Origin of the sequence: Morganella sp. HSTU-ASny43 (assembly GCF_022819185.1) — a bacterium.
In the GTDB taxonomy this organism is placed as follows: domain Bacteria; phylum Pseudomonadota; class Gammaproteobacteria; order Enterobacterales; family Enterobacteriaceae; genus Morganella; species Morganella morganii.
On sequence record NZ_WSPG01000007.1, the window covers coordinates 37,753 to 61,965 of the forward strand.

The window sequence follows — 24,213 nt, forward strand, 5'->3', positions numbered from 1 at the left end:
ACAATGCATTGCCAGAAGTGACTTCATAAAATTTCATCCGCATTTACGGGACGCACAGTATTCCACAAAAACCCTTGACACACCAACCACGATCTAGTTAACTAGTACATAGAACGAGTTATCTGTAATCACTGTTTATACCGAGGACATCCCATGAACATGCACAAACTGAACAATCGTTGGTGGCGCAATCTTTCCCGTCGGGCGGAATGGTTGTGCGTGCATGTCAGTTAACCGGCTGTACCAGAGCACAGTACCCGCCCCCGTGGCGGGTTTTTTTATGGCAAAAAATTCACATAGCAAGGTAATTATCATGGACAGCACGATTTTCACACAACACATCCGGACAGCTTATCCGGCTTATCAGCCCGACCCGGCGGCGGTATTCACCGCGCTTTGCGCACAGCGTCCTGCAACGCTGTTATTAGAATCCGCCGAAATCGCGTCCAGAGCAAATTTAAAAAGCATGCTGGTGCTGCACAGCGCACTGCGTATCCGCTGCACCGGACACACCGTCACCGCAGAAGCACTGACCGCCAACGGCGCTGCATTGCTGCCGGTATTGCAGGCAAGTCTGTCCGCCGGGACTATCAGCGGTAACACACTGACACTGCATTTCACTGCGCCGGCCGCCCATGCGGATGAAGATACCCGCCTGCGCGCCGCCTCGGTCTTTGATGTGCTCCGCACCCTGATGAACCTGCCGTCACAGGCAGATGACCGTCACGCGCTGTTCTGCGGCGGACTGTTCAGCTACGACCTGGTCGCGGCCTTTGAGGCACTGCCGCCGGTTGAGCGCACTAACAGCTGCCCGGATTACTGTTTTTATCTGGCGGAAACACTGCTCACCATCGACCACCAGCAGCAGACCAGTGAACTGGTTACCCTGACATTTACAGCGGATGCCGCAGAACAAACCCGCCTGACAGCACAGCATCAGCAGGTATTAACGACTCTGGCACAGCCGGTAACCGGTTCTGCGTCTGTCACACCGGTAGACATCAGCGTGACAACGTCACATTCGGATGCTGATTTCTGCACTATCGTGAATCAGTTAAAACAATCCATTGTTCAGGGTGATATCTTCCAGGTCGTGCCGTCACGCCGCTTTCAGTTACCGTGCCCATCCCCGATGGCCGCTTACCGCGAACTGAAAACCCGCAACCCGAGTCCTTACCTGTTCTTTATGCAGGATGCGGATTTCACTCTGTTCGGCGCATCACCGGAAAGCGCACTGAAATATGACCCGGCAACCCGTCAGATTGAAATCTACCCGATTGCGGGCACCCGTCCGCGCGGTCTGTCAGCAGACGGTTCGGTGGATGCGGATAAAGACAGCCGTCTGGAGCTTGATCTGCGTACGGATCAGAAAGAGCTGGCCGAACACTTCATGCTGGTCGATCTTGCCCGTAATGACCTCGCCCGTATCTGCCGTCCCGGCAGCCGTAGTGTGGCGGAACTGACCAAAGTGGATCGTTATGCGTTTGTGATGCACCTGGTGTCCCGCGTCACCGGTGAATTACGCGACGACCTCGATATTTTCCATGCTTATCAGGCGTGCATGAACATGGGCACCCTGACCGGCGCACCGAAAGTCCGTGCAATGGAACTGATTGCACAGGCCGAGAAAGTCCGTCGCGGCAGCTACGGCGGCGCGGTCGGCTATTTTCGCGGCGATACCACCTTCGATACCTGCATTGTGATCCGCTCTGCCTATGTCGAAAACGGCATTGCCACTGTGCAGGCCGGCGGCGGTGTGGTACTGGATTCCGACCCGCAGGCGGAAGCTGACGAAAACCGCAACAAAGCCCGCGCGGTGATCCGCGCCATCACCCGCGCCCATCATGCAGAGGAGACATTCTGATGGCTGATATTTTACTGCTCGATAATGTCGATTCCTTTACCTATAACCTGGCCGACCAGTTCCGTGCTCAGGGCCATCAGGTGGTGATTTACCGTAACCGGGTTCCGGCGGAGGTCATTCTGTCCGCGCTGGAAACCATGAAAAACCCGGTACTGGTGCTCTCTCCGGGACCGGGAAAACCGGCAGATGCCGGATGCCAGCCGGAAGTGCTGAGTCGTGTCAGAGGGCGTTACCCGGTGATTGGTATTTGTCTCGGTCATCAGGCGATTATTGAAGCCTACGGCGGCAAAGTCAGTCACGCCGGTGCTGTGCTCCACGGTAAAGCCAGCCAGTTGCACCACGATGAGCAATCTATGTTTTCCGGTCTGCCGAACCCGATGAAAGTGGCACGCTATCACTCACTGGCAGCGGAAATTATCCCGGAAGCCCTGACCGTGTGTGCCACCAGCGACAACATTGTGATGGCCGTCCGCCATGAGCAGGACAAAGTCTGCGGCTTACAGTTTCACCCCGAATCCGTTCTGACACCGGACGGTGCGGCCCTGCTGGCTAATACCCTTGCGTGGGCACAGGCATAACTCAACCTGAATAACAGATAAAAAAACAGATTAAGGAACAGAGAGATGCAAACATTATTTGAAAAACTTTACCGGGGTGAAACACTGACCCTGGCGGAAAGCCGGGAGTTATTTTCCGCGATTATCCGGGGAGAACTAAGTGAAACCCAGCTGGCGGCAGCGCTGATCAGCATGAAAATGCGCGGCGAGCAGCCGGATGAAATTGCCGGTGCCGCCCAGGCCTGTCTGAACAATGCCCGCGCCTTCCCGCGCCCGGACTATCGTTTCAGTGATATTGTCGGCACCGGCGGCGATGCTTCCGACAGTATCAATATCTCCACGGCCAGCGCCTTTGTGGCTGCGGCCTGCGGGATAAAAGTCGCCAAACACGGCAGCCGCAGTGTTTCGAGCAAAACCGGCTCTTCTGATTTACTGAATGCCTTCGGGATCGCGCTGGATACCCCGGCGGATGTGTCCCGCAGCGCACTGGATGATGTCGGCGTCTGCTTTCTGTTTGCCCCGCACTATCACGACGGCTTCCGTTTTGCCGCGCCGGTGCGTCAGCAGCTGAAAACCCGTACCTTATTTAATATCCTCGGGCCGCTGATCAACCCGGCCCGTCCGCCGGTCGCCCTGATCGGCGTATATAGCCCGGCACTGATCCGCCCTGTTGCTGAGACGCTGAAAGTCCTCGGCTACCAGCGTGCCGCCGTAGTACACAGCGGCGGAATGGATGAGGTTTCCCTGCACGCACCGACACAGGTTGCCGAATTGCATAACGGGGAGATCCGCGAATACCGCCTGACCACAGACGATTTCGGCCTGCCGGGTTATGACATGCAGGAATTGCGCGGCGGTACCCCGGAAGAAAACCGTCAGTTGCTGACCCGGTTATTACAGGGAGAAGGCACCGCAGCACAAAGTCACGCCGTGGCAGCCAATGTCGCCCTGCTGATGAAACTCAATGATAACGAAGACTTACAGGATAATGCTCAGCACGCGCTGGCAATGATCCGCAGTGGTAACGCCTTTGAGCGCGTCACCGCCCTGGCCGCGAGAGGATAAACCATGAAAGGCACCGTATTAGAACAGATTGTGAATGATAAACGTATCTCCCTGGTTGCGCGGAAGAAACAGGAGCCGCTGCTGAGTTTTGCGGATAATCTGCCGCTGAGTGACCGCGATTTTTATCAGGCTCTGCGCAGCGCGGAAACTGCGTTTATTCTGGAGTGCAAAAAAGCCTCTCCGTCGAAAGGGCTTATCCGTCAGGATTTTAATCTCAGTGAAATCGCCGCAGCCTATGCGCCGTATGCCACAGCAGTCTCTGTACTGACCGACGAGAAATATTTTCAGGGACAACATGACTATCTGCGGCAGGTGCGCGCGCTGATCACTCAGCCGGTGTTGTGCAAAGATTTCATTATTGATGCTTATCAGGTGTATCTCGCCCGCCACTATGGAGCAGACGCGATTCTGCTGATGCTCTCCGTCCTGAATGATGCGGATTATCACTCACTGGCGACCCTGGCTCATTCCCTCAATATGGGTGTGCTGACGGAAGTCAGTACGGAAGAAGAACTGTATCGCGCTATTGCCCTTGATGCACAGGTTATCGGTATCAATAACCGCGATCTGCGCGACCTCTCCATTGACCGCCGCCGGACAGCGGATTTTGCACCGCATATTCCGGCTGACCGCATTATTATCAGTGAATCCGGCATTACCACCCATCAGCACATCCGCGAATTGCGTCCCCATGCTGACGGATTCCTGATCGGCAGTGCCATTATGGCGCAGCCTGATCTGGACACAGCTATCCGCCGCCTGATTTACGGCGAACACAAAGTCTGCGGACTGACCCGTGCGGACGATGCCCGCGCCGCTTATGACGCCGGTGCCACCTTCGGCGGCCTGATTTTTGTCAGCAAATCGCCGCGTTATGTGGATGAAGTACAGGCAACGGAGGTGATGTGTGGTGCGCCGCTGGCGTACGTCGGCGTGTTCCGTAACCATGACCCCGCAGATATCGCTGCCATTGCCCGCCGTCTGAAACTGCATGCGGTTCAGTTACACGGTGATGAAAACGAGCACGATATCGCGCTGCTGCGTCTGCACCTTCCGGCAAAATGTGAGATCTGGAAAGCACTGGATATGTCGCACGGTGCGGATATCACCGTGCCGGACGGCGTGGTGCGGCTGGTGCTGGATAACGGCAAAGGCGGCACCGGGCAGACTTTCGACTGGCAGACTCTGCCCCCTTCACTGCCGGTGCCCTTTACCCTCGCGGGCGGGCTGAATGCGGAAAACTGTGTCTCCGCCGCCGCCTCCGGTGCTGCCGGGCTGGATTTTAACTCCGGCGCCGAATCCGCCCCCGGTATTAAAGATGCAGAAAAACTTCGTCAGATATTTAATCAATTACATCAGCAAGTTGCCTGACTACGACTGAAAAGAAAAAGGATCAGAAAACAATGAGTAAATTAAATCCCTATTTTGGTGAATTCGGCGGGCAGTTTGTGCCGCAGATTTTAATCCCGGCACTCGACCAGCTCGAAGATGCCTTTATTGCCGCTCAGGAAGACCCGGAATTTCAGCGTGAATTTACCGATCTGCTGCAAAACTATGCCGGACGCCCGACAGCCCTGACACTGTGCAAAAACCTGACTGCGGGCAGCAAAACCAAACTGTATCTGAAACGCGAAGATTTACTGCACGGCGGTGCGCATAAAACCAACCAGGTGCTCGGCCAGGCACTGCTGGCAAAACGGATGGGAAAAACGGAAATTATTGCCGAAACCGGAGCCGGTCAGCACGGCGTGGCGGCAGCACTGGCCAGTGCGCTGCTCGGCCTGAAATGCCGGGTGTATATGGGGGCAAAAGACGTGGAACGTCAGTCTCCGAATGTGTTCCGCATGCGGTTGATGGGCGCGGAAGTCATTCCGGTGCACAGCGGCTCCGCCACGCTGAAAGATGCCTGTAATGAGGCGCTGCGCGACTGGAGCGGCAATTATGACCGCGCCCACTATTTATTAGGCACCGCGGCAGGTCCGCATCCGTACCCGACCATTGTCCGCGAGTTCCAGCGTATGATCGGTGATGAGGCCCGCGCCCAGATCCTCGCCCGTGAAGGTCGTCTTCCGGATGCGGTGATCGCCTGTATCGGCGGCGGTTCAAACGCTATCGGCGCATTTGCCGGGTTTATTCCCGATGAATCCGTCGCCCTGATCGGCGTCGAACCGGCCGGACACGGTATTGAAACCGGTGAACACGGTGCGCCGCTCAAACATGGCCGCATCGGTATCTATTTCGGCATGAAATCACCGATGATGCAGACAGAAGACGGCCAAATCGAGGAATCTTACTCCATCTCCGCCGGTCTGGATTTCCCGTCTGTCGGGCCGCAGCACGCGTATCTGAATGCTATCGGCCGGGCGGATTATGTTTCCGCCACCGATGACGAGGCACTTGACGCCTTTAAAACCCTGAGCCGTCAGGAAGGGATTATCCCGGCACTGGAATCCTCCCATGCCCTGGCACACGCACTGAAAATGATCCGTGAAAATCCGGAGAAAGAACAAATTATTATCGTCAATATTTCCGGTCGCGGAGACAAAGATATTTTCACTGTTTATGACATTTTTAAAGCAAGAGGTGATTTCTGATGAGCCGGTATGAACAACTTTTTCAGCGTTTGCAGTCCCGTAATCAGGGTGCGTTTATCCCGTTTGTCACTCTGGGTGATCCGTCCGCTGAGGTTTCCCTGCAAATTATTGATGCACTGGTGGACGGTGGTGCCGACGCCCTGGAAATCGGTATTCCGTTTTCTGACCCGCTGGCAGACGGTCCGGTGATTCAGGATGCCAACCTTCGTGCCTTTGCGGCCGGTATGACCCCGGCACGCTGCTTTGAGCTGATTGCACAAATCCGTGCAAAATATCCGGAACTGCCGGTGGGATTGCTGATGTATGCCAACCTGGTTTTCCATAACGGTATCAGTCAGTTTTATGAAACAGCGGCAAAAGCCGGGGTGGATTCGGTGCTGATCGCCGATGTGCCGCTGCATGAGTCTCAGCCGTTCCGGGATGCCGCGCTGGCCAATAATATCGCACCGGTCTTTATCTGCCCGCCGGATGCGGATGATAAATTACTGGAAACACTGGCCGCCGCCGGAAAAGGCTATACCTATCTGCTCTCCCGCGCCGGGGTGACAGGAACAGAAAAGCGGGCTGAAAAGTCCCTGGCTGATCTGACGGCAAAACTGACCGCGCTGAATGCCGCACCGCCGGTTCAGGGATTCGGGATTTCTGAACCGGAACAGGTACAGGAATCACTGCGGAATGGTGCTGCAGGGGCGATTTCCGGCTCTGCTGTGGTAAAAATCATCGCCGCAAATCTGGATAATATACCGGTGATGTGTCAGAAACTGCGGGAATTTACGCAGAAAATGAAAAACGCAACGCAATTATAATTTTTCATTCCGCCCGCTGTTAACAGCGGGTTATTTTTTGTTGAGAAACATCCGGTTTTCATCAATACTGAAAAGGTCAGGCACACATTATTCTGCGATCCGTGCCGGTAATAAGGAGAACATAATGAAGTATATGAAACTGGTCACCTCATTTTTTGTTGTCATGTTTATGGCTTTCACCCTGTCCGCCTGTGCCCCGACTGCCACCAGTGAAGGTACCGGGGGGTATTTTGATGATTCCGTCATTACCACTAAAGTGAAAACAGCGTTACTGGGTGAGAAAGGCATTAAATCCACTCAAATCAGCGTGGAAACATTTAAAGGTAAAGTTCAGCTGAGCGGATTTGTCTCTTCAGAAAAAGAAGCGAACCTGGCGGTAAATACCGCGCGTAAAGTTCCGGGTGTGAAGGTTGTTATTAACTCAATGAAGTTGCGGTGACTCTGAATATCAGATTACCGGATAAAAAAACGGCGCAATAAGAATTGCGCCGTTTTTTATGGTACTGATAACGAGGATTATCAGAATTTGTAACCGACACCAAACATGAATACCCATGGATCCAGGTTAGTTTTGTAAGACTGGCTGGCACCACCGGCTTTGAAATCAACATCAGTTTTGATGTTCATCCACCAGAGGGAGGCGTTCAGCATCCAGTTCTGGTCTAATTCATAATCCAGACCTGCCTGTGCTGCCACACCCCATGAGCTGCTCATGCTCAGATCGCTTAAGCCTGCGCCTTTACCGGTATCGTTAAATCCTTCATCAAAGAAGAAGGTATAGTTAACACCCACACCTAAATACGGACGCAGTTTATCTTCCGGAGTACGGAAATAGTACTGTGCCATTAAGGTTGGCGGTAAATGTTTGGCAGAGGCAATTTCACCCGCAGCCGGAACAGAGATTTTATGCTCAAACGGCGTCGCTGCCAGTAATTCCACACCGATATTATCGGTGATCATATAACTGAAAGTTAAACCTAACTGAGTATTATTGTTCGCTTCAAAAGAACCGAAACCCAGAACATTATCAGAGCTGACGTTCGGACGTACAGTCGCAGTACCACCACGAACGATAAAATCACCGGCCTGGTGTGCCATTGAAACTGACGGTAAAACAGTTGCCAGTGCTAAACACACTGCAGAAAGCTTTTTCATTATCTATCCCATCCTAAAAAAAAGAAAAAAAACACAATAAGTACAGTTTGAAATATACAACCTTAAATCCAATTATGATCTAAGACAGATCACAACATTTAAATAAAAAACGCATTTTTCACAAAGATCTAAATTATTATTCCACGGTAGTATTTTCATTTATTGATTTATATCAAAAACATCCTTCGCTATTTTTAGCGCTATCATTATTTGTGTGCTTTATATCAATTTGTAAAATAAGATGCTTACTATTCAGCCGAATATTTTGTTTTATTATTGTTAATAATTTGTATGCTTTTAGTTCTCTGTTTCCGGATATTCCGTCTGATCACTGTATTTCTGCCGGATGAACAGGTTACAATCCCCGTCATACTGTTTTACAATTGCCTCAACGTTTTTATTTCATGCCTTACAGGAGTTGTTCCATGTCCATGCCGGTGCCGGTTCTTGCCCGCGACAGTCTTAATTTTTTCCGTAATCAGCTGTTGTCTGTCCTGATCATTTCGCTGCTCACCGCCGCTGTGACCGTCGGGCTCAATGTGCTCCTGACTTATAACTCCAACGGGCTGGCGCTTATCCGCGCCCTGGAAACCACTTACGCCACTGAAGGCTCCGGCGGCTTTCAGCGGGCGGTCGCCGCACTGACATCCGATGACCAGTGGCAAATGCTGAAAACCGGCCTCGGAACTATCTTCAGTTCCCTGCTGGGCAATGCCGTCTTTGTAACGTCCATGATTTTCCTGATCTTCAGTGCCTCACAGGGACAGCCGGTATCCGCGTTGCAGGCCATCACCGGCTCTGCAGGACGCATTCCACGCATGCTGGTGCTGCTGTTAATCTGCTCGCTGGTGATTGCCCTCGGGCTTGTTGCCATGTATCTGCCGGGATTAATTCTGGCTATGTTACTGGCGCTGGCACCGATCATTATGTTCACCGAAAAGAACAGCGTATTTACCGCCATTAAAATCAGCGGAAATATTGCCCTGAAAAATATCAGAACACTTCTGCCTGCTATTTTAATATGGTTTGCCCTGAAACAGGCATCCGTAGTGTTTCTTAGTAAACTTCCGATAGAAAATGAGCATATTTTGATGACCGTTATTCTGTTTATTAATAATGTCATCAGCGGACTGGTAATTATTTATCTGTTCCGGTTCTATCAGTTATTTACACAATCGCAATCTGCCAGCGACTATCAGTAAGGCCTGATAATGCGCACAGATAATGATATTGTCTTTTTTGTGCGCAATATGATGTGCAGACTGTTCAGGAAATAAAGGAATACGATTATGATCACTCTGCCCGTCACGCTTACTGTTCAGGATCTGGCTGACTATCAGACGTTCAGTTTCCGGCATTTTTATCAGGAGCCGGTCGGGTGGAGACGAATTCCTTATATTCTTATCTGGCTGATATTATGCGGAATGTTATTACTTATTTTCAGTACATTTTCGCCGCTGCCGGGCAAATTTGATATTTATTCTGTTTTTTACGGGCTGAGCTGCGGGTTTTTAGCACTACTGGTGTTTATTTACAGCCGTTTTGTCAAAAGCAGACGGGTTATGAAGCAGCTTTCTGTTCAGTCCGGACATTACCTCCTGCGCCAGGCAACGTTTGAACTGAATAATGACGGGATAAACCAGGTTTCTGCCCTTTACCATTCTTTTTTTGCCTGGGAATCGGTCATTGATTATGCCGAAAGCGCCACCGGGTTTTATCTTTACCACGGTAAATATGACGGTATTATTATTCCGCTGCGGGATATTCAGTCAGAGGCACAGAAGAAAGATATTTTGCACCTGCTGTCACAGAAAATAAGAAATGTGCAGATAAAAAATCAGGCCAATAAGATGGCCTGATTATCCGGTGTATCTGCGGTGGTGATTACTGTACTTTGCGTACCGCTTTTACATCCAGTTCGGTTTTATTCCACTCTTTGTCGATTTCCCCTTCGACCTCAATTTCATCCTGCGGCGTGACTTTCAGTCCGTCCCAGCGTTTCGGGGAAATTTCAGCACGGATAGTCCCGGTGCTGTCTTTAAATTCATAATGTTTGTTATCCAGCTGGCGGACAATCGTACCGCGCAGCACAACCGGTGCATCATCAGATAATTTCAGTGCATCCGCAACGGTCATTTTACGGGCATCAGGGCCGCTGAAACCGCCGTTTTGTGCCGCTGTGGTGGTTGTCACGGCTGTTGCACCGGGACCTTCAAAACCGCCGTTGGCTGCAAAAACGGAACCGGCTGATCCTGCCAGTAAAGTGGCAAGTAATGCGAGTGCAGGTAATTTTTTCATCATTTATCTCCTTTATGAGGAAGCGTCTTTGCTTCATGGACACTATTAAACCATTAAGTTCTTAACAGGATCTTAAGGGGATATCATTTTTGATTATATTTTTAATTTCAGAAAAAACAGGTGGTTATCCTGAGATATCTGAGTTAAAACTAGTATAGCGCTATTTATACGGATAAGAATTATGCGGATATTATTAATTGAAGATGACCGGTTGATTGGCGACGGGCTGAAAATCGGCCTAAGCAGGCTCGGCTTTACCCCTGACTGGTTTACCGATGGGCAAACCGGCCGGGAGGCGCTCTATGCCGCTCCTTATGATGCCGTGATCCTCGATCTCTCCCTGCCCGGCATGGACGGACTGGATATCCTGAAACAGTGGCGGTCAGAGGGGCGCGACGAACCGGTACTGATCCTGACCGCCCGTGATGCCCTTGAGCAGCGCGTCAGCGGCTTGCAACAGGGCGCAGATGATTATCTGTGCAAACCGTTTGCCCTGGCAGAAGTCGCGGCACGGTTACAGGCACTGATCCGCCGCCGCTACGGTCAGCTCTCTGAAAAACTGGTGCTCGGCGACGTGGAGATGGATCCGGTGGCGATGACCGTCACCCGCAACGGCGTACCGGTATCACTGAAAGGTAAAGAGCTGGCGCTGCTGGCACTGTTTCTGCGCAATCCGCAGAAAGTGCTGTCCCGCGCGATGATTGAAGAAAAATTGTATAACTGGGATGAAGATGTCTCCAGTAATGCCGTTGAGGTGCATATTCACCATCTGCGCCGCAAACTGGGGCGCGGATTTATCAAAACTATTCACGGTGTCGGTTATGTCGCGGGAAAAAATGATGAAGACATATAGTCTGCGCCTGCGGCTGGGCGGATTATTGCTGCTGCTCACCCTGCTGACCTGGGGTGTCGCCAGTGTGTTCGCCTGGATGCAGACCACAAAATCCATCAATGAATTATTCGATACACAACAAATGGCCTTTGCCAAACGTCTGTCAGTTTTGCCGTCCGGGCTCGAGTTCCCGCCGTCTGCGATACAGAAAACCAAAAAAATGCTCTCCGCCAACCGGGGAAAGCAGGATGACGATGCATTCGCTTTTGCTATTTTCAGTCCGTCGGGCGAGCGGGTGCTGGATGACGGCGAAAACGGCCGGAAAATTCCGTTCTCAGACAAGAAAAACGGGTTCCGGGACGGCTCGCTGACGGATGATAACGACCGCTGGCGCTTTGTGCAGCTGCCTTCCGCCGATGGCCGCTACATCATCGTGGTCGGCCAGGAGTGGGAATACCGCGAGGATATGGGGCTGACCATTATCACCGCTCAGGCGATCCCGTGGCTGGTGGCACTGCCGCTGATGCTGCTTCTGTTCCTGTGGCTGCTGACCCGCGCACTGACTCCGCTGCGCCTGCTGGCACGGCAGTTACAGCGCCGTAACCCGGCTGAGCTGACGCCGCTGGCCCCGCCGGTGCTGCCGAAAGAAGTCAGCCCGATGCTGGACGCCCTGAACGGATTATTTCTGCGTATCCGCGATCTGCGCGAGCGGGAAAGCCGCTTTACCTCTGATGCCGCTCATGAACTGCGCAGCCCGCTGGCCGCACTGAAAGTACAGACTGAAGTGATGCAGATTGCCGGGGATGACCCCGCCACCCGTGAACACGTGACCGCGAATCTGATCACCGGGATTGACCGCGCCACCCGCCTGGTGGATCAGTTACTGACCCTCTCACGGCTGGAATCACAGTCTCACCCGCAGGAATGTACAGAGCTGCGCTGGTCAACCATTATTAATGATGCCATTGCACAAACAGCTCCGGATGCGGCTGCACATCAGGTCAGCGTGATATCTGAGCTCGCCGCGCCTGAACTGACGATCCGCGGCGAACAGCTGCTGCTTACCGTCATGCTGCGCAATCTGCTGCATAATGCTATCCGCTACGGAAAAACCGGCGGCACCGTTCAGCTGACGCTGACACCGCAGCAGTTAGTGATTGAGGATGATGGTCCGGGCGTCAGTGATGCGATACTGGCCCGGCTGGGAGAACGTTTTTACCGGCCGCCGGGACAGGAAAAAACCGGCAGCGGTCTGGGATTGTCTATCGTGAAACGAATTGCGGAACTGCATCATATGACCATACAGTTCCGCCGCAGCCCGCAGGGCGGGTTTATCGCTGAAATCAGGTGGTGAGCGGTTTTTCCGCTCCTTCTGCCGCCTGTTCCATCGCCTCTTCTATCGCTTTGACACGGCTTTGCTGTTTGCTCTGAATCAGCCGGATAGCGAAATAGAGATCAGGCACAATAATCAAATCATCATCATTGCGTTTGATTTTATTTTCCGACACCCAGCGTGTCAGTTCGGTGCGCCGTCCCGCCAGGATCAGGGTAACGCCTTTGATTTTCAGCTCAGTCACCAGCTCATTCAGTGTGCTGAACACACTCATGTCATTATTGATAAAGCTGACGGTCGCATCCACCGCCACCCATCCGGGACGTTTCGGTGCGGTATTCACCACCTGTAACACCCGCTTTTTAAAGTACGCAACGTTGAAATAGGTCAGCGGCGAGTTAAAACGGTACATCAATAATCCGTCAACCTGACTAATATCCACGTTACTGTTGTTGATGGAATGGATCATCCCCTGCTCATCCACCCCCAGTAACTGGTCTGTCGGGCGGAAAACCGTGCGCAGGAACTGTACCAGTCCCAGCAGAACCGCAAACCCGATACCGTTGATCAGCCCCACCACCAGCACCGCCACCAGAGTAAACAGCGCCAGCGTGAAAGCCGATTTATTCCGTTTACGGAAAGAGAAAATCTGACGAATGCTGAACATCGACCAGGAGGAGTAAATCAGCACCACCCCGAGTGTCGCCAGCGGAATGTGTCCGAGGAAACCGGTCAGGAAAAACAGCACCAGTGCGATCAATCCGGCGGCGATCAGCGATACCATCTGTGTTTTACCACCGGTGGCATCGTTGACAGCTGTACGGCTGGTCGCGGCACTGACCGCGAACCCCTGGGATAACCCGGAAGCAATGTTGATATACCCCTGTGCCCGCAGTTCCTGATCCACATCGATGGCATAGCCGTTTTTCTCGGCAAAACTGCGCACCGTCATCATAAAGCTGACAATGCTGATCACCGCAAGGTTCAGTGACGGGATCACCAGTTCACGCAGCAGACCCGGGTCAAATGCCGGCATTTTGATATGCGGCAGCCCGTTACCGAGATTACCGACCACAGCAATCCCCATTGAGGCAAAATCCAGCTGCGCACTGACCAGTGTGGCAATCGTCATCACAATCAGCGGCCCCGGCCAGCTGCGGCGGACAGCCCGTAATAAAAACAGCGCCGCCAGGCTGGCAGCGGAGAGGATCAGCGTCGGCATATGCATAAGATGCAGATGCTCCGGCAGCGCCACCAGGCACTCAATCAGCTGGGACGGCAGTTCATCCAGCCCGAGCACATTACCTATCTGGCCGACAATAATCGTCACCGCCACGCCGTTGAGCAGCCCCTGTAAAATCGGCTGTGATAAAAAATCTGCGAATGCGGCGAGTTTGAAATGTCCGGCGATCAGACACCAGACACCCGTCATCAGCGTCATGATAATCGCCAGCTGCCACAGCGTATCCGGGTCACCTTTAGCCAGCGGAATAATCGCCGCCGCAATCACCGCACAGGTTGCCGCATCCGGCCCGACAATCAGCTGACGGGAGGAGCCGAACAGCGCATAAGTCACCATCGGCAGGATACAGGCGTAGAGACCGACAATCGCATTAATGCCCATCAGTCCCGTGTAAGCGATAGCCACCGGCAATGCCACGGCAGCAACAGAAAGCCCTGCGCGGATATCAAAGCGCAGGTTTTTGCGTTCATAGTGCAGAAAAACAGAAAGTCCCGGCATCCAGCGCAATAGTCGGTTCGACTGCATTATCGCCCCTTATAAAAATATCGTATTAAGATGTACAATTTAATTTTACTGCTAATAGTTAAACTGATTTATAACCGAACGCGGATAAAGAAGATAGTCAGACCGCGTCTTATGGTAAAATATTGCAAAATCAATTGTAATATATTTTTTTTCTTTAAAAATAAGTGACTGGATGCCACGTGCTTAAAATAAATTTAAATTTCGGACAGACTCAATTATGAAGCAACTACTCGACTTTATCCCCCTGGTTATCTTTTTTGCCATATATAAAACCGTGGATATCTATTACGCCTCCGGTGCCCTGATTGCCGCCTCTGCGATGGCGCTGGCTGTCCGCTGGTTCATGTATAAACATCTGGAGAAATCTGCCGTTATCACCTTTGTGATTGTGGCCATCTTCGGCACCCTGACCATCGTTTTCCATGATCCGCAGTTTATCAAATGGAAAGTGACCATTATTTATGCGCTGTTTGCTCTCGTGTTACTGGGCGGCCAGTTTATCTTCGGTAAGCCGCTGATTCAGAAAATGCTGGGCAAAGAACTGACCCTGCCGCCACAGGTCTGGCAGCGTCTGAATCTCGCCTGGGCTCTTTTCTTTATCGTCTGCGCGGCCGTGAACGTGTATGTCGCGTTCTGGTTATCCATGGATACCTGGATGAACTTCAAAGTGTTTGGTCTGACCGCTGTAACACTGGTATTTACCGTTGCCAGTGTGGTATATATTTACCGTCATCTGCCACGGGAAGAAGAAAAATAATAAAATCAACCGGATATCGGTTTGTTTCCGCCGGTATCCTTTTTCGTTAAACGGATGTAAGTGTTTCTCATGACTCAACAACAATGTTTACCTAACGGGGAACTGGTGCTGCGCACCTTAACCATGCCGACAGACACCAATGCCAACGGGGATATCTTCGGCGGCTGGCTGATGTCGCAAATGGATATCGGCGGCGCTATTCTGGCAAAGGAGATTGCACTCGGCCGCGTGGTGACCGTCCGCGTGGACGGCATTACCTTTCTGCGCTCTGTCGCGGTCGGTGATGTGGTCTGCTGTTATGCGCGCTGCCTGAAAACCGGGAATTCATCCATGACAGTCAAAGTTGAGGTCTGGGTGAAAAAAGTGGCTACCGATCCTATCGGTGACCGTTACCGGGCAACAGAAGCTGTCTTCAGTTATGTTGCGGTGGATGCGGATAACCGTCCCCGCCCGCTGCCCGACGGAAAACGTCATTTTCAGTTAGACAGCAGTAACAGTGATTTAAAATAATGCGTTTCATACCGGCCACTCTTCTGAGTGGCCGTTTTGTCTGCCGGAATAAACCACAGGTTCCCCGCGACACCGGCGTCCGGTAATAGTATCATTGCCGCAAACCTCTCTTTTTATTTAATCCGGAATTTTCATCGTGACCTCATTTGCTGAACTTAATGCACTTCCCGCAGAACAAATTACCAACCTGAATGAACTGGGTTATCTGACCATGACCCCGGTTCAGGCCGCCGCATTACCGGCCATTCTCGCGGGTAAAGATGTCCGTGCGCAGGCCAAAACCGGCAGCGGGAAAACCGCCGCATTCGGCCTGGGGCTGTTACAGCATATCGATGCCGGACACTTTATGACCCAGGCGCTTGTTCTGTGCCCGACCCGCGAACTGGCGGATCAGGTCGCCGGTGAACTGCGCCGCCTGGCGCGTTATCTGCCGAATATCAAAATTCTGACCTTATGCGGCGGTGTGCCGTTTGGTGCCCAGCGCGATTCACTGATCCACCCGCCGCATATTATTGTGGCCACCCCGGGCCGCCTGATTGACCATCTGAACAAAGACACGCTGCACCTTGATGCTATCCGCACACTGGTGCTGGATGAAGCTGACCGTATGCTGGATATGGGCTTTGCTGACGATATTACTGAAATCCTCTCCCGTACCCCGGAAGAACGTCAGACTCTGCTGTTTTCCGCCACCTGGCCGGATGAGATTGCAGCTGTCAGCCGCCGTTTTCAGCGCGATCCGCAAACCATCGAAATCAACAGCACCGACGAACTTCCTGCGGTTGAGCAGCAGTTTTATGAAGTTTCACGGCGTGGCAAAACTGAACTGTTACAGAAATTACTGAGCCGCGAACAACCGGCATCCTGCGTGGTATTCTGCAACACCAAGAAAGATTGCCAGGATGTGTATGAAGCCCTGGAAGGCAGCGGACAGAGTGTTTTAGTGCTGCACGGTGATATGGAACAACGCGAGCGCGACCAGACCCTGATCCGCTTTGCCAACGGCAGCAGCCGTGTGCTGGTTGCCACCGATGTGGCGTCACGCGGGCTCGATATCAAAGCCCTTGAGCTGGTGATCAACTATGAACTGGCGTGGGATCCGGAAGTGCACGTTCACCGCATCGGCCGTACCGCCCGTGCCGGTGAAAGCGGACTGGCGATCAGCCTGTGTGCACCGGAAGAAGCGGTCCGGGCAAACGCACTGGAAGAGATGCTGCATATGAAACTGAACTGGCAGCCAATCCCTGCCGGGCTGCGTATCACCCCGCTGGATGCGGCAATGGCGACACTGTGTATTGACGGCGGCAAAAAAGCCAAAATCCGTCCGGGGGACATTCTCGGCGCCATGACCGGTGATATGGGGCTGAACGGCGAAGATATCGGCAAAATCGTGATCCACCCGATGCATGCTTATGTCGCGGTGCGTCAGGGTATCGCGCAGCAGGCCCGTAAACTGCTTCAGCAGGGTAAAATCAAAGGGAAACCTGTCAGAGTCAGATTGCTGAAATAATTACAAAGGACAGCATTTCCCGTCAGCGGATGACATCTCTGTTTTATATCCGGCCGGCCTTTTCAGGCCGGCTTTATTCCACCTGCATCTCAGTATTCTGCTGAGGCATTTTCTGTTAAAGGGTCTTTGTATGGCAGCGCTGTTTAATGCTTTAGTCTCTGATTCAGTTATTTTATTTGTCGTTATCTTTATTTTATCTGTCGGCTCGGCCTATGCCGGAAAATACCTGTTCAAAAAACGTCATGGGAAAACCGAATTAGCAGATGATGAAACCAAAATTGTTCTCGGTGCCGTATTATCCCTGCTCGGCTTATTAATCGGCTTTTTACTGACGATCTCTATCGGCGGCTATAATAACCGCGAACAGATGGAAGAAAACGAAGCTATTGCTATCGGTAATGCATTCCAGCGGGCACAATTACTGTCTCCGGAAAATAACCTGCGGGCAAATACTCTGCTTAACACGTATATTGACGCACGTATTGATTTTTTTAACGGCGGCTCACAGGCAAAAAATGAAAAATGGCGGGATATCTCCCTTGAGGCTCAGTCCTCTCTCTGGAAGATCGCTGCATCTGAAGCCCGCACGGCCCCGAATCCGGTGATTGCCTCCGTACTGACCGCATTCAGTGATCTCTATGTGTCCGAAGAAAAAACCATGGCCAGCTGGCGCTATCAGATCCCGGGAGCCGCCTGGGTATTACTGATTTTATTTGCCGTCAGTGCCAATGTGCTGATCGGGTATAATATCCGCGGACTGCGCGGCAGCAATATTATGATTTTAATTCTGCCGCTGCTGACAACCATGGCTCTGTTTATGATTGCGGAAATTGATATTCCGGGTGAAGGGGTTATTCATGTAGTACCGGATAATCTGGTGAATTTACGCGCTGATCTTTTCCCAGCAGAATAAGACAGAAACAAAAAACCCGGCATTTTTATGTGCCGGGCTTTCTTTTTTTATCGGATCACTGAATAGAGGTTTTACCGTCGATCCGGAAAATAATGGTGGTCGTCATGCCTTTCTTCGGCTTTTTCTCGTAACGCCATTTACGCATTGCATTACGGACTTCACGTTCAAACATATTTTTCGGTGATGCTTCGATAATATCGATATTCTGAATACGGCCATCGGTATCGACATCAAATCTGACCCGCACCTTCCCTTCTTTACCGAGGCTGCGTGCCCGTGCCGGATAGACCGGATCAGCACGGTTCAGGGCTTTCGGGTCACCACCGCCAACATCACTTTGTCCGGCAGAAGCCACATTTCCGACCGGGCCTGCAGGGGCTTTCTGCACATTCTGCTGACCTTCCGGCGTACCACTGAACAGCGGTTTATCGGAGACCGGTGCTTTGGTTTCAACCGGTTTTACGGCTGGTTTCTCAACTTTTTTCTCTTTTTTCGGTTTTGGTTTTGGTTTTGGTTTTTTCTCAACCGGTTTCTTTTCCACCGGTTTTTCAATAACCGGCTTCACGACCGGCTCAGGTTCAGGCTCGGGTTCCGGCTCTGTTTCGGGTTCCGGTTCAGGCTGAGGTTCAGCCACAGCTGCTGCCGGTGCCGGCGCAAACGCTGCCATCTCCACCATCAGCACTTTAGGTTCGTCCTCAACCTCCTTATTCATGTTGTAGTAAATCGCTGCGGCCACAGAGGCATGCAGACAAAGAGAAATGAGAATTGGCCAGCTGATCCAGCGAAAAATAGGCATAGTCGATACAATCTTATAAGCAGCTAATAATGACAATGGTCACTAGTGTAAATGCAAATAGCAATCAATTTCAATACGAAAGACACAACCATTGTCACTTATCGTGCTGATGGTCACTTCTTAGTGGCTTAATTCAGCCTGAGCAAACAGCAGCGAACGGCGTTGTCTCGCGATATCCAGCTTGCGCAGAGCAAAAATCCGGATGTTCCGCCGGGACTGACTTTCCAGCCAGCGACGACGACGACGGGTTGCCTGCCGTAACATACGCCAACGTGCAACTTCCGGTCTGCTGTGTCTCATAACTAAACCCTTTTTTAGACTGTGTGAAAAAATAAGCTAATAATAAGGGCAATTATTATAAACTGCCTGACACAATAACCAACCGCTTTCCCGCAATATCTGCAAACACCGGCAGAAAAAAGTGGTTAAACTGACTTAAATCACAAATACAGCAGCATTACAGAAAGCTTTCTGATACATTTTCCGGTGGAGTATCAATCAGATCCTGAGCCTGTTTTGTCTGCAAACCTTATTCTTAGAGAAAGATAATACCTATGTCGACATTTTATACGCTGTTATATTGGCTGAGTATTCTTTTCTACTGGCTGCTGGTCGCCGGTATCTCTGTCCGCGTAATGTACAAACGCCGCCCGGTAACATCTACCATGACCTGGTTACTGATCATCTATATTCTGCCGTTTATCGGAATTATTGCGTATCTCGCCTTCGGTGAACTCCATCTCGGCCGCCGCCGGGTTGAGCAGGCAAAAGGAATGTGGCCGTCTGTCTCCGGCTGGGTTGAAAATCTGCGTCAGTCAAAACACATTTTCGCTACGGAAAACAGTACCCAGGCTGCTCCGCTGTTTCAGCTGATTGAGCACCGCCAGGGAATTCCCGGGGTAAAAGGTAACCAGATTCAGTTGTTTACCACCTGCGAGGACTCATTACGCCAGATTGTCAAAGATATCGATAATGCTAAACACAGCATTGATATGGTGTTTTACATCTGGAAACCGGGCGGTGATGTGGACAATGTCACCAATGCCCTGCTCGCCGCCGCCAAGCGGGGCGTAAAATGCCGGATTATGGTGGACTCCGCCGGCAGCTGGCACTTCTTCCGCCATGATTATCCGGAGATGATGCGCAATGCCGGGATCGAGTTTGTCGAAGCTCTGCCGGTAAACATTCTGCGCTTCGCCCTGCGCCGGATGGATTTGCGTCAGCACCGGAAAATCGTCACTATCGATAACTATATTTCCTACACCGGCAGTATGAATATGGTGGATCCGCGCTACTTTAAACAGGACGCCGGTGTCGGTGAATGGGTTGATATCCTTGTTCGTATGGAAGGCCCTGTCACCACCCTGTTCGGTATTATCTATGCACTGGACTGGGAAATGGAGCGCGGAGAGCGCCTGTTACCGCCGCCGCCGGACGATATTGAAATGCCGTTTGAAAAAGACAGCGGTCATACCGTCAATATTGTGGCTTCCGGTCCGGGTTACCCTGAAGAGCTGATCCAGCAATCCCTGATGACGGCTATTTTTGCCGCACAGGAGCGTCTGACCTTCACCACGCCGTATTTTGTTCCGAGCGATGACCTGATGCATGCCATCTGCACCGCTGCCATGCGTGGCGTGCGTGTTGCAATTGTGATGCCGCGCCTCAATGACTCATTCCTCGTCCGCTGGGCAAGCCGCGCGTTTTATACTGAACTGCTGGAAGCCGGTGTGGAAATCTATCTGTTCGAGGATGGTCTGCTGCACACGAAAAGTGTCCTCGTGGATGACCAGCTCAGTATGGTCGGTTCCGTAAACCTGGATATGCGCAGCCTGTGGCTCAACTTTGAAATCACCGCCGTTATCGATGATGAAAGTTTTGCCGGTGACCTGAATATTGTCCAGAATGACTATATTTCACGCGCAACCCGCCTCGATTACACTGAATGGGAAAAACGTCCGCTGACCAACCGTGTTCTTGAGCGGTTATGTTATTTCTTCAGTCCTCTGCTGTGATAAACTGACTTTCTTTATTATCCCCGCCGGTATAAAACGGCGGGGGATCACCGGAATGTAACCTGACCTATGAGTACCTCTCTTCCCCGTCGCCTCAGCGAGCAGGAAACGATTGAAATGGCCTATGACCTGTTTCTGGAACAGGCAATGGATAACCTTGACCCGGCAGACGTCCTGCTGTTTAACCTTCAGTTTGAAGAGATCGGCGGTGCTGAAATTGTACCAACCGGCAGTGACTGGTCAGAGTTTGCACCTTTTCTGGCACAAAACCCGGAATGTGCCGAAGTGGTTATCGGCCTGGCTCCGGATGAAAATGCAGATATCGATCAGATTTTTGCCCGTGTGCTGATTTCCCGGCATTTTACCGGCTCACCGGAATACGCTGTCCGCTGGCGGGAATAATCTCCCCGCCGGTCACGCGGTCAGCAGCGGCATTTTTCACGCCGGGCGATTAATGACCTTGTGATAATGTCAATTTCAGCGGAATCCTCTGCAGCCCCTGCACGTAATGCAAGATTCCATTTGCTGATAATTTTTGCATTTTCTGCCATCTCAGAATGTGCAGCCAACCGCCCTTGTGCCATCAGCCAGGACGCGACCGCAGCCCAGTCCCATAACGGGGATTGCCCGCGCAGCCGCTGCACCGGCCCCGGAAAGGTGCCCGGGCCGCGCGCACCATCTTTGAGCAACGCGATTGCCTGACGTGACATACCAGTCAGTTCCGCAATATCACTCAGGCCGACAAGAGCAGAATCCACCGATTCCACCCGTGCATTCACACCGGCTGACTCCGCATCTTCCACCGCCGTACGGATTGCACAATCCAGAGACGGTGCTTCCCGGTCAAATTCCAGATAGACTGATTTACCGTAAAAACAGAGTAATGCATCATCACAACCGCCTGCAAATAAGGCATCCTCCAGGTTCTCTGTATCTGCTGTCACACCGGACAGCGTCAGCGTAAAATTATACAGTGCCATCGTTTCCCCCTTTCCTGCTGCCCGTTTTCACTGACAGGCATCCACTTTTCGTCTGATCTGCTTTGCATGGTTTTCCGGATTCCGTGGTGTTGACCAGACGCTCATCTGATGCTGCCGGTGCTCATCATTCGGTGACCCGCACCGTAACCGGCAGAATGCATGCGAGGAATTCCCCGGCGCAATCCATACCCATCCCTGTAACAGTGCATATTCAATCGCGGACTGAATATGTTTATCCGGATGTTTCTTCATTTCCTGTACCTACTGTAGTTTATATGTTGACGTTCGTCAACACTCCGATATTAACACACCTGAAAAACCGGCTGTGCTTTTTAATAACGGAATCAGTAAGCTGCCTGCAAGGCCGCGAAGTACGCTCTGTCAGATTTTGCGGCTGGTGCGGAAAAGCAGGATGCGGAGATGAAAAAAAAGCGCCCGTACCGGGCGCTCTGTCGCAAAAATAAGATTAACGGCTTTACCGTATTTACAGCGGATCAACCTTCAGGCAGGAAACTGCATGGCGGAAACTGCCTTCCAGCAGCGGCCGGGTTCTTGCGCATTCACTGTCCGCCAGCGGGCAGCGGGTGCGGAAGACACAACCGGACGGCGGATTAATCGGTGACGGCAGTTCCCCTTCCAGCAGCTGAATTGTTTTATTCTGCTCTTTGTCCGGATCCGGCACCGGCACCGCAGACATCAGCGCTTTGGTGTACGGATGCAGCGGGTTATGATACACCTCGTCATACGTACCGAGTTCCACTGCGTGGCCGAGATACATCACCAGCACACGGTCAGAAATGTGTTTCACCACCGCCAGGTCATGAGCGATAAAAATAAGGGACAATCCCATCTCCCGCTGTAATTCCTTCAGCAGGTTCACCACCTGAGCCTGAATAGACACATCCAGCGCTGAAACCGGCTCATCACAGATAACCAGTTTCGGCTCGAGGATAAGCGCGCGGGCGATACCGATACGCTGACACTGTCCGCCGGAAAACTCATGCGGATAGCGGTTCACCAGGTTTGGCAGCAGCCCGACTTTCATCATCATGGCTTTGACTTTGTCTGTCACTTCCGTCTTACTCATTGACGGATAATAGGTGCGCAGCGGCTCCGCAATAATATCGCCGATAGTCATACGCGGGTTAAGTGATGCCAGCGGATCCTGGAAAATCATCTGGATGTCATTGCGGACATTGTGCCAGTCTTTTTCACTCATACCGCACAGGTCTTTGCCCAGCCAGGTTACCCGGCCGGCCGTGGATTTCACCAGGCCGATAATCGCGCGGGCAAACGTGGATTTCCCGCAGCCGGACTCCCCGACCACACCGAGTGTTTCCCCTTCATACAGACGGACAGTCACACCATCCACCGCTTTCAGGCTTTTTGCCGGCTGCCAGAACCATTGTTTGTTATCTCTGATGGAAAAATGGACTTTTAAATCTTCAATTTCCAGCAGAACCGGACGTTCTGAATGTGTCATTATGCCAACTCCTCTGCAGTTCTGAAGCAGGCACGCAAACGGCCCTGAGAAAATGCCTGTAACGGCGGCTCATGCCGCGCACACTCGTCTGTCGCATACTGGCAGCGCGGGCGGAACGGACAGCCTGCCGGGAGACGCAGGAGGTTCGGCGGGTTGCCGGGTATCGTGGCGAGCTCACTGTCTTCCTGCCCGTCAAGGCGCGGAACCGCTTTAAGCAGCCCGATAGAGTACGGATGCGACGGATGGTAGAACACATCACGGGCCGTGCCGTATTCCATGGTACGTCCGGCATACATCACCAACACCTTATCGCAGATACCGGCGACTACACCCAGGTCATGGGTGATCATAATAATCGCCGTATTGAACTCATTCTTCAGCTCATTGAGCAGCGTCATGATTTGCGCCTGCACCGTCACATCCAGTGCCGTGGTCGGTTCATCCGCAATCAGCAGCTTCGGCTTGCACAGCAGCGCCATCGCAATCATAACGCGCTGGCGCATCCCGCCGGAGAACTCATGAGGATACATATTCATCCGTTTGCGGGCTTCCGGCATTTTCACCGCGTCCAGCATCCGGATAGATTCCTCAAAAGCATCGTGAGAACTCAGACCTTTATGCAGCATCAGCACTTCCGTCAGCTGTTTGCTGACTTTCATGTACGGATTGAGCGAGGTCATCGGATCCTGGAAGATCATCGAAATCTCTTCCGCCCGCATTTTGTTCAGCGCTTTCTCTTTCAGATTAAGAATTTCACGCCCGTTGAACACCGCAGAGCCGCTGACCACACCATTGCGGGCCAGCAGTCCCATCAGCGCAAACGCCGTCTGTGATTTCCCGGAGCCGGATTCACCGACAATCCCGAGTGTCTCACCCGCCGCCAGCGAAAAATTAAGTTTGTTTACGGCGGTGACATCGCCGTCCGGCGTTTTGAATGTCACGTTCAGGTCGTTAACCTGTAATAACTGAGTCATTGG

Annotated in this window: 24 protein-coding genes and 1 pseudogene; 16 read left to right on the plus strand and 9 right to left on the minus strand. The window is 52.1% G+C overall.

Annotated elements, in window-relative coordinates:
* The first annotated feature begins 313 nt into the window (after positions 1–313).
* The 6 genes and pseudogenes from GN208_RS05345 (at position 314) to GN208_RS05370 (ending at position 7,325) form a co-directional block, all read left to right on the plus strand.
* Complete coding sequence (locus tag GN208_RS05345) at positions 314–1,864, plus strand: anthranilate synthase component 1 (RefSeq protein ID WP_004238149.1); 1,551 nt, start codon at positions 314–316, stop codon at positions 1,862–1,864.
* Positions 1,864–3,486: pseudogene (gene trpD / locus GN208_RS05350) on the plus strand (bifunctional anthranilate synthase glutamate amidotransferase component TrpG/anthranilate phosphoribosyltransferase TrpD). The gene GN208_RS05345 and the pseudogene trpD overlap by 1 nt, the downstream one beginning before the upstream one ends.
* A 3-nt stretch (positions 3,487–3,489) precedes the next feature.
* On the plus strand, positions 3,490–4,857 hold the full coding sequence (gene trpCF / locus GN208_RS05355) for a bifunctional indole-3-glycerol-phosphate synthase TrpC/phosphoribosylanthranilate isomerase TrpF (RefSeq protein WP_004238153.1): 1,368 nt from the start codon (positions 3,490–3,492) through the stop codon (positions 4,855–4,857).
* A gap of 32 nt (positions 4,858–4,889) precedes the next feature.
* Positions 4,890–6,080: a tryptophan synthase subunit beta gene (gene trpB, locus GN208_RS05360; RefSeq protein WP_004238154.1), complete on the plus strand. Its 1,191-nt coding sequence runs from the start codon at positions 4,890–4,892 to the stop codon at positions 6,078–6,080.
* Positions 6,080–6,886, plus strand: coding sequence for a tryptophan synthase subunit alpha (gene trpA / locus GN208_RS05365; RefSeq protein WP_004238155.1), 807 nt, complete (start codon positions 6,080–6,082; stop codon positions 6,884–6,886). The genes trpB and trpA overlap by 1 nt, the downstream gene beginning before the upstream one ends.
* 124 nt (positions 6,887–7,010) lie before the next feature.
* Complete coding sequence (locus GN208_RS05370) at positions 7,011–7,325, plus strand: BON domain-containing protein (RefSeq protein WP_004239204.1); 315 nt, start codon at positions 7,011–7,013, stop codon at positions 7,323–7,325.
* An 80-nt stretch (positions 7,326–7,405) separates the two neighbouring features.
* On the opposite strand, the gene ompW is transcribed toward GN208_RS05370, so the two are convergent.
* Entirely contained in the window at positions 7,406–8,041 is a 636-nt protein-coding gene (ompW, locus tag GN208_RS05375) for an outer membrane protein OmpW (protein ID WP_004238157.1), read from the minus strand.
* A gap of 425 nt (positions 8,042–8,466) precedes the next feature.
* Here ompW and GN208_RS05380 point away from each other — a divergent pair, with 425 nt between their 5' ends.
* Positions 8,467–9,243 carry a YciC family protein gene (locus GN208_RS05380; RefSeq protein WP_004238158.1) on the plus strand — a complete coding sequence of 259 codons (777 nt, stop codon included), beginning with the start codon at positions 8,467–8,469 and terminating at the stop codon, positions 9,241–9,243.
* Between the two features lie 87 nt (positions 9,244–9,330).
* Positions 9,331–9,900: a YcxB family protein gene (locus GN208_RS05385; RefSeq protein WP_004238159.1), complete on the plus strand. Its 570-nt coding sequence runs from the start codon at positions 9,331–9,333 to the stop codon at positions 9,898–9,900.
* Positions 9,901–9,925: 25 nt separating this feature from the next.
* Here the strand turns inward: GN208_RS05385 and GN208_RS05390 are convergent, their stop codons facing one another.
* On the minus strand, positions 9,926–10,342 hold the full coding sequence (locus GN208_RS05390) for a NirD/YgiW/YdeI family stress tolerance protein (protein ID WP_004238160.1): 417 nt from the start codon (positions 10,340–10,342) through the stop codon (positions 9,926–9,928).
* 178 nt (positions 10,343–10,520) lie between these two features.
* Between GN208_RS05390 and qseB the strand changes: the two genes are divergently transcribed.
* Positions 10,521–11,192 (plus strand): quorum sensing response regulator transcription factor QseB, encoded by a 672-nt coding sequence (qseB, locus tag GN208_RS05395; RefSeq protein WP_004238161.1) that lies wholly within the window; start codon positions 10,521–10,523, stop codon positions 11,190–11,192.
* Positions 11,179–12,525, plus strand: a complete 1,347-nt coding sequence (qseC, locus tag GN208_RS05400) for a quorum sensing histidine kinase QseC (RefSeq protein ID WP_004238162.1) — start codon at positions 11,179–11,181, stop codon at positions 12,523–12,525. The genes qseB and qseC overlap by 14 nt, the downstream gene beginning before the upstream one ends.
* On the opposite strand, the gene GN208_RS05405 is transcribed toward qseC, so the two are convergent.
* Positions 12,515–14,272, minus strand: a complete 1,758-nt coding sequence (locus tag GN208_RS05405) for a SulP family inorganic anion transporter (RefSeq protein WP_015422735.1) — start codon at positions 14,270–14,272, stop codon at positions 12,515–12,517. The genes qseC and GN208_RS05405 overlap by 11 nt on opposite strands.
* A gap of 217 nt (positions 14,273–14,489) precedes the next feature.
* Here GN208_RS05405 and GN208_RS05410 point away from each other — a divergent pair, with 217 nt between their 5' ends.
* From GN208_RS05410 to GN208_RS05425, 4 genes are all read left to right on the plus strand, one after another.
* Complete coding sequence (locus tag GN208_RS05410; protein WP_004238165.1) at positions 14,490–15,029, plus strand: septation protein A; 540 nt, start codon at positions 14,490–14,492, stop codon at positions 15,027–15,029.
* 69 nt (positions 15,030–15,098) lie between these two features.
* Positions 15,099–15,539, plus strand: coding sequence for an acyl-CoA thioester hydrolase YciA (gene yciA / locus GN208_RS05415; RefSeq protein ID WP_004238167.1), 441 nt, complete (start codon positions 15,099–15,101; stop codon positions 15,537–15,539).
* Between the two features lie 136 nt (positions 15,540–15,675).
* The gene (gene dbpA / locus GN208_RS05420; RefSeq protein WP_015422736.1) at positions 15,676–17,049 is read left to right on the plus strand and encodes an ATP-dependent RNA helicase DbpA; all 1,374 of its coding nucleotides are present in this window, start codon (positions 15,676–15,678) and stop codon (positions 17,047–17,049) included.
* A gap of 130 nt (positions 17,050–17,179) precedes the next feature.
* Positions 17,180–17,962: a hypothetical protein gene (locus GN208_RS05425; RefSeq protein WP_243828309.1), complete on the plus strand. Its 783-nt coding sequence runs from the start codon at positions 17,180–17,182 to the stop codon at positions 17,960–17,962.
* 55 nt (positions 17,963–18,017) lie between these two features.
* Here GN208_RS05425 and GN208_RS05430 read toward each other — a convergent pair whose 3' ends face one another.
* Positions 18,018–18,758, minus strand: a complete 741-nt coding sequence (locus GN208_RS05430; protein WP_004238170.1) for a TonB family protein — start codon at positions 18,756–18,758, stop codon at positions 18,018–18,020.
* Between the two features lie 120 nt (positions 18,759–18,878).
* Complete coding sequence (locus GN208_RS05435) at positions 18,879–19,058, minus strand: YciY family protein (protein WP_015422737.1); 180 nt, start codon at positions 19,056–19,058, stop codon at positions 18,879–18,881.
* Positions 19,059–19,312: 254 nt separating this feature from the next.
* On the opposite strand from GN208_RS05435, the gene cls reads away from it, so the two are divergent.
* Complete coding sequence (gene cls, locus GN208_RS05440) at positions 19,313–20,773, plus strand: cardiolipin synthase (RefSeq protein ID WP_004238173.1); 1,461 nt, start codon at positions 19,313–19,315, stop codon at positions 20,771–20,773.
* Positions 20,774–20,842: 69 nt separating this feature from the next.
* Positions 20,843–21,175, plus strand: a complete 333-nt coding sequence (locus GN208_RS05445) for an HI1450 family dsDNA-mimic protein (protein WP_032098125.1) — start codon at positions 20,843–20,845, stop codon at positions 21,173–21,175.
* Positions 21,176–21,195: 20 nt separating this feature from the next.
* Here GN208_RS05445 and GN208_RS05450 read toward each other — a convergent pair whose 3' ends face one another.
* The 4 genes from GN208_RS05450 to GN208_RS05465 form a co-directional block, all read right to left on the minus strand.
* On the minus strand, positions 21,196–21,753 hold the full coding sequence (locus tag GN208_RS05450; RefSeq protein ID WP_004238175.1) for a hypothetical protein: 558 nt from the start codon (positions 21,751–21,753) through the stop codon (positions 21,196–21,198).
* A 27-nt stretch (positions 21,754–21,780) separates the two neighbouring features.
* Positions 21,781–22,005, minus strand: a complete 225-nt coding sequence (locus tag GN208_RS05455; protein WP_004238176.1) for a hypothetical protein — start codon at positions 22,003–22,005, stop codon at positions 21,781–21,783.
* A 232-nt stretch (positions 22,006–22,237) separates the two neighbouring features.
* Positions 22,238–23,236 (minus strand): murein tripeptide/oligopeptide ABC transporter ATP binding protein OppF, encoded by a 999-nt coding sequence (gene oppF, locus GN208_RS05460; RefSeq protein WP_004238177.1) that lies wholly within the window; start codon positions 23,234–23,236, stop codon positions 22,238–22,240.
* Positions 23,236–24,210: an ABC transporter ATP-binding protein gene (locus GN208_RS05465; RefSeq protein WP_004238178.1), complete on the minus strand. Its 975-nt coding sequence runs from the start codon at positions 24,208–24,210 to the stop codon at positions 23,236–23,238. The genes oppF and GN208_RS05465 overlap by 1 nt, the downstream gene beginning before the upstream one ends.
* Positions 24,211–24,213 lie beyond the last annotated feature (3 nt).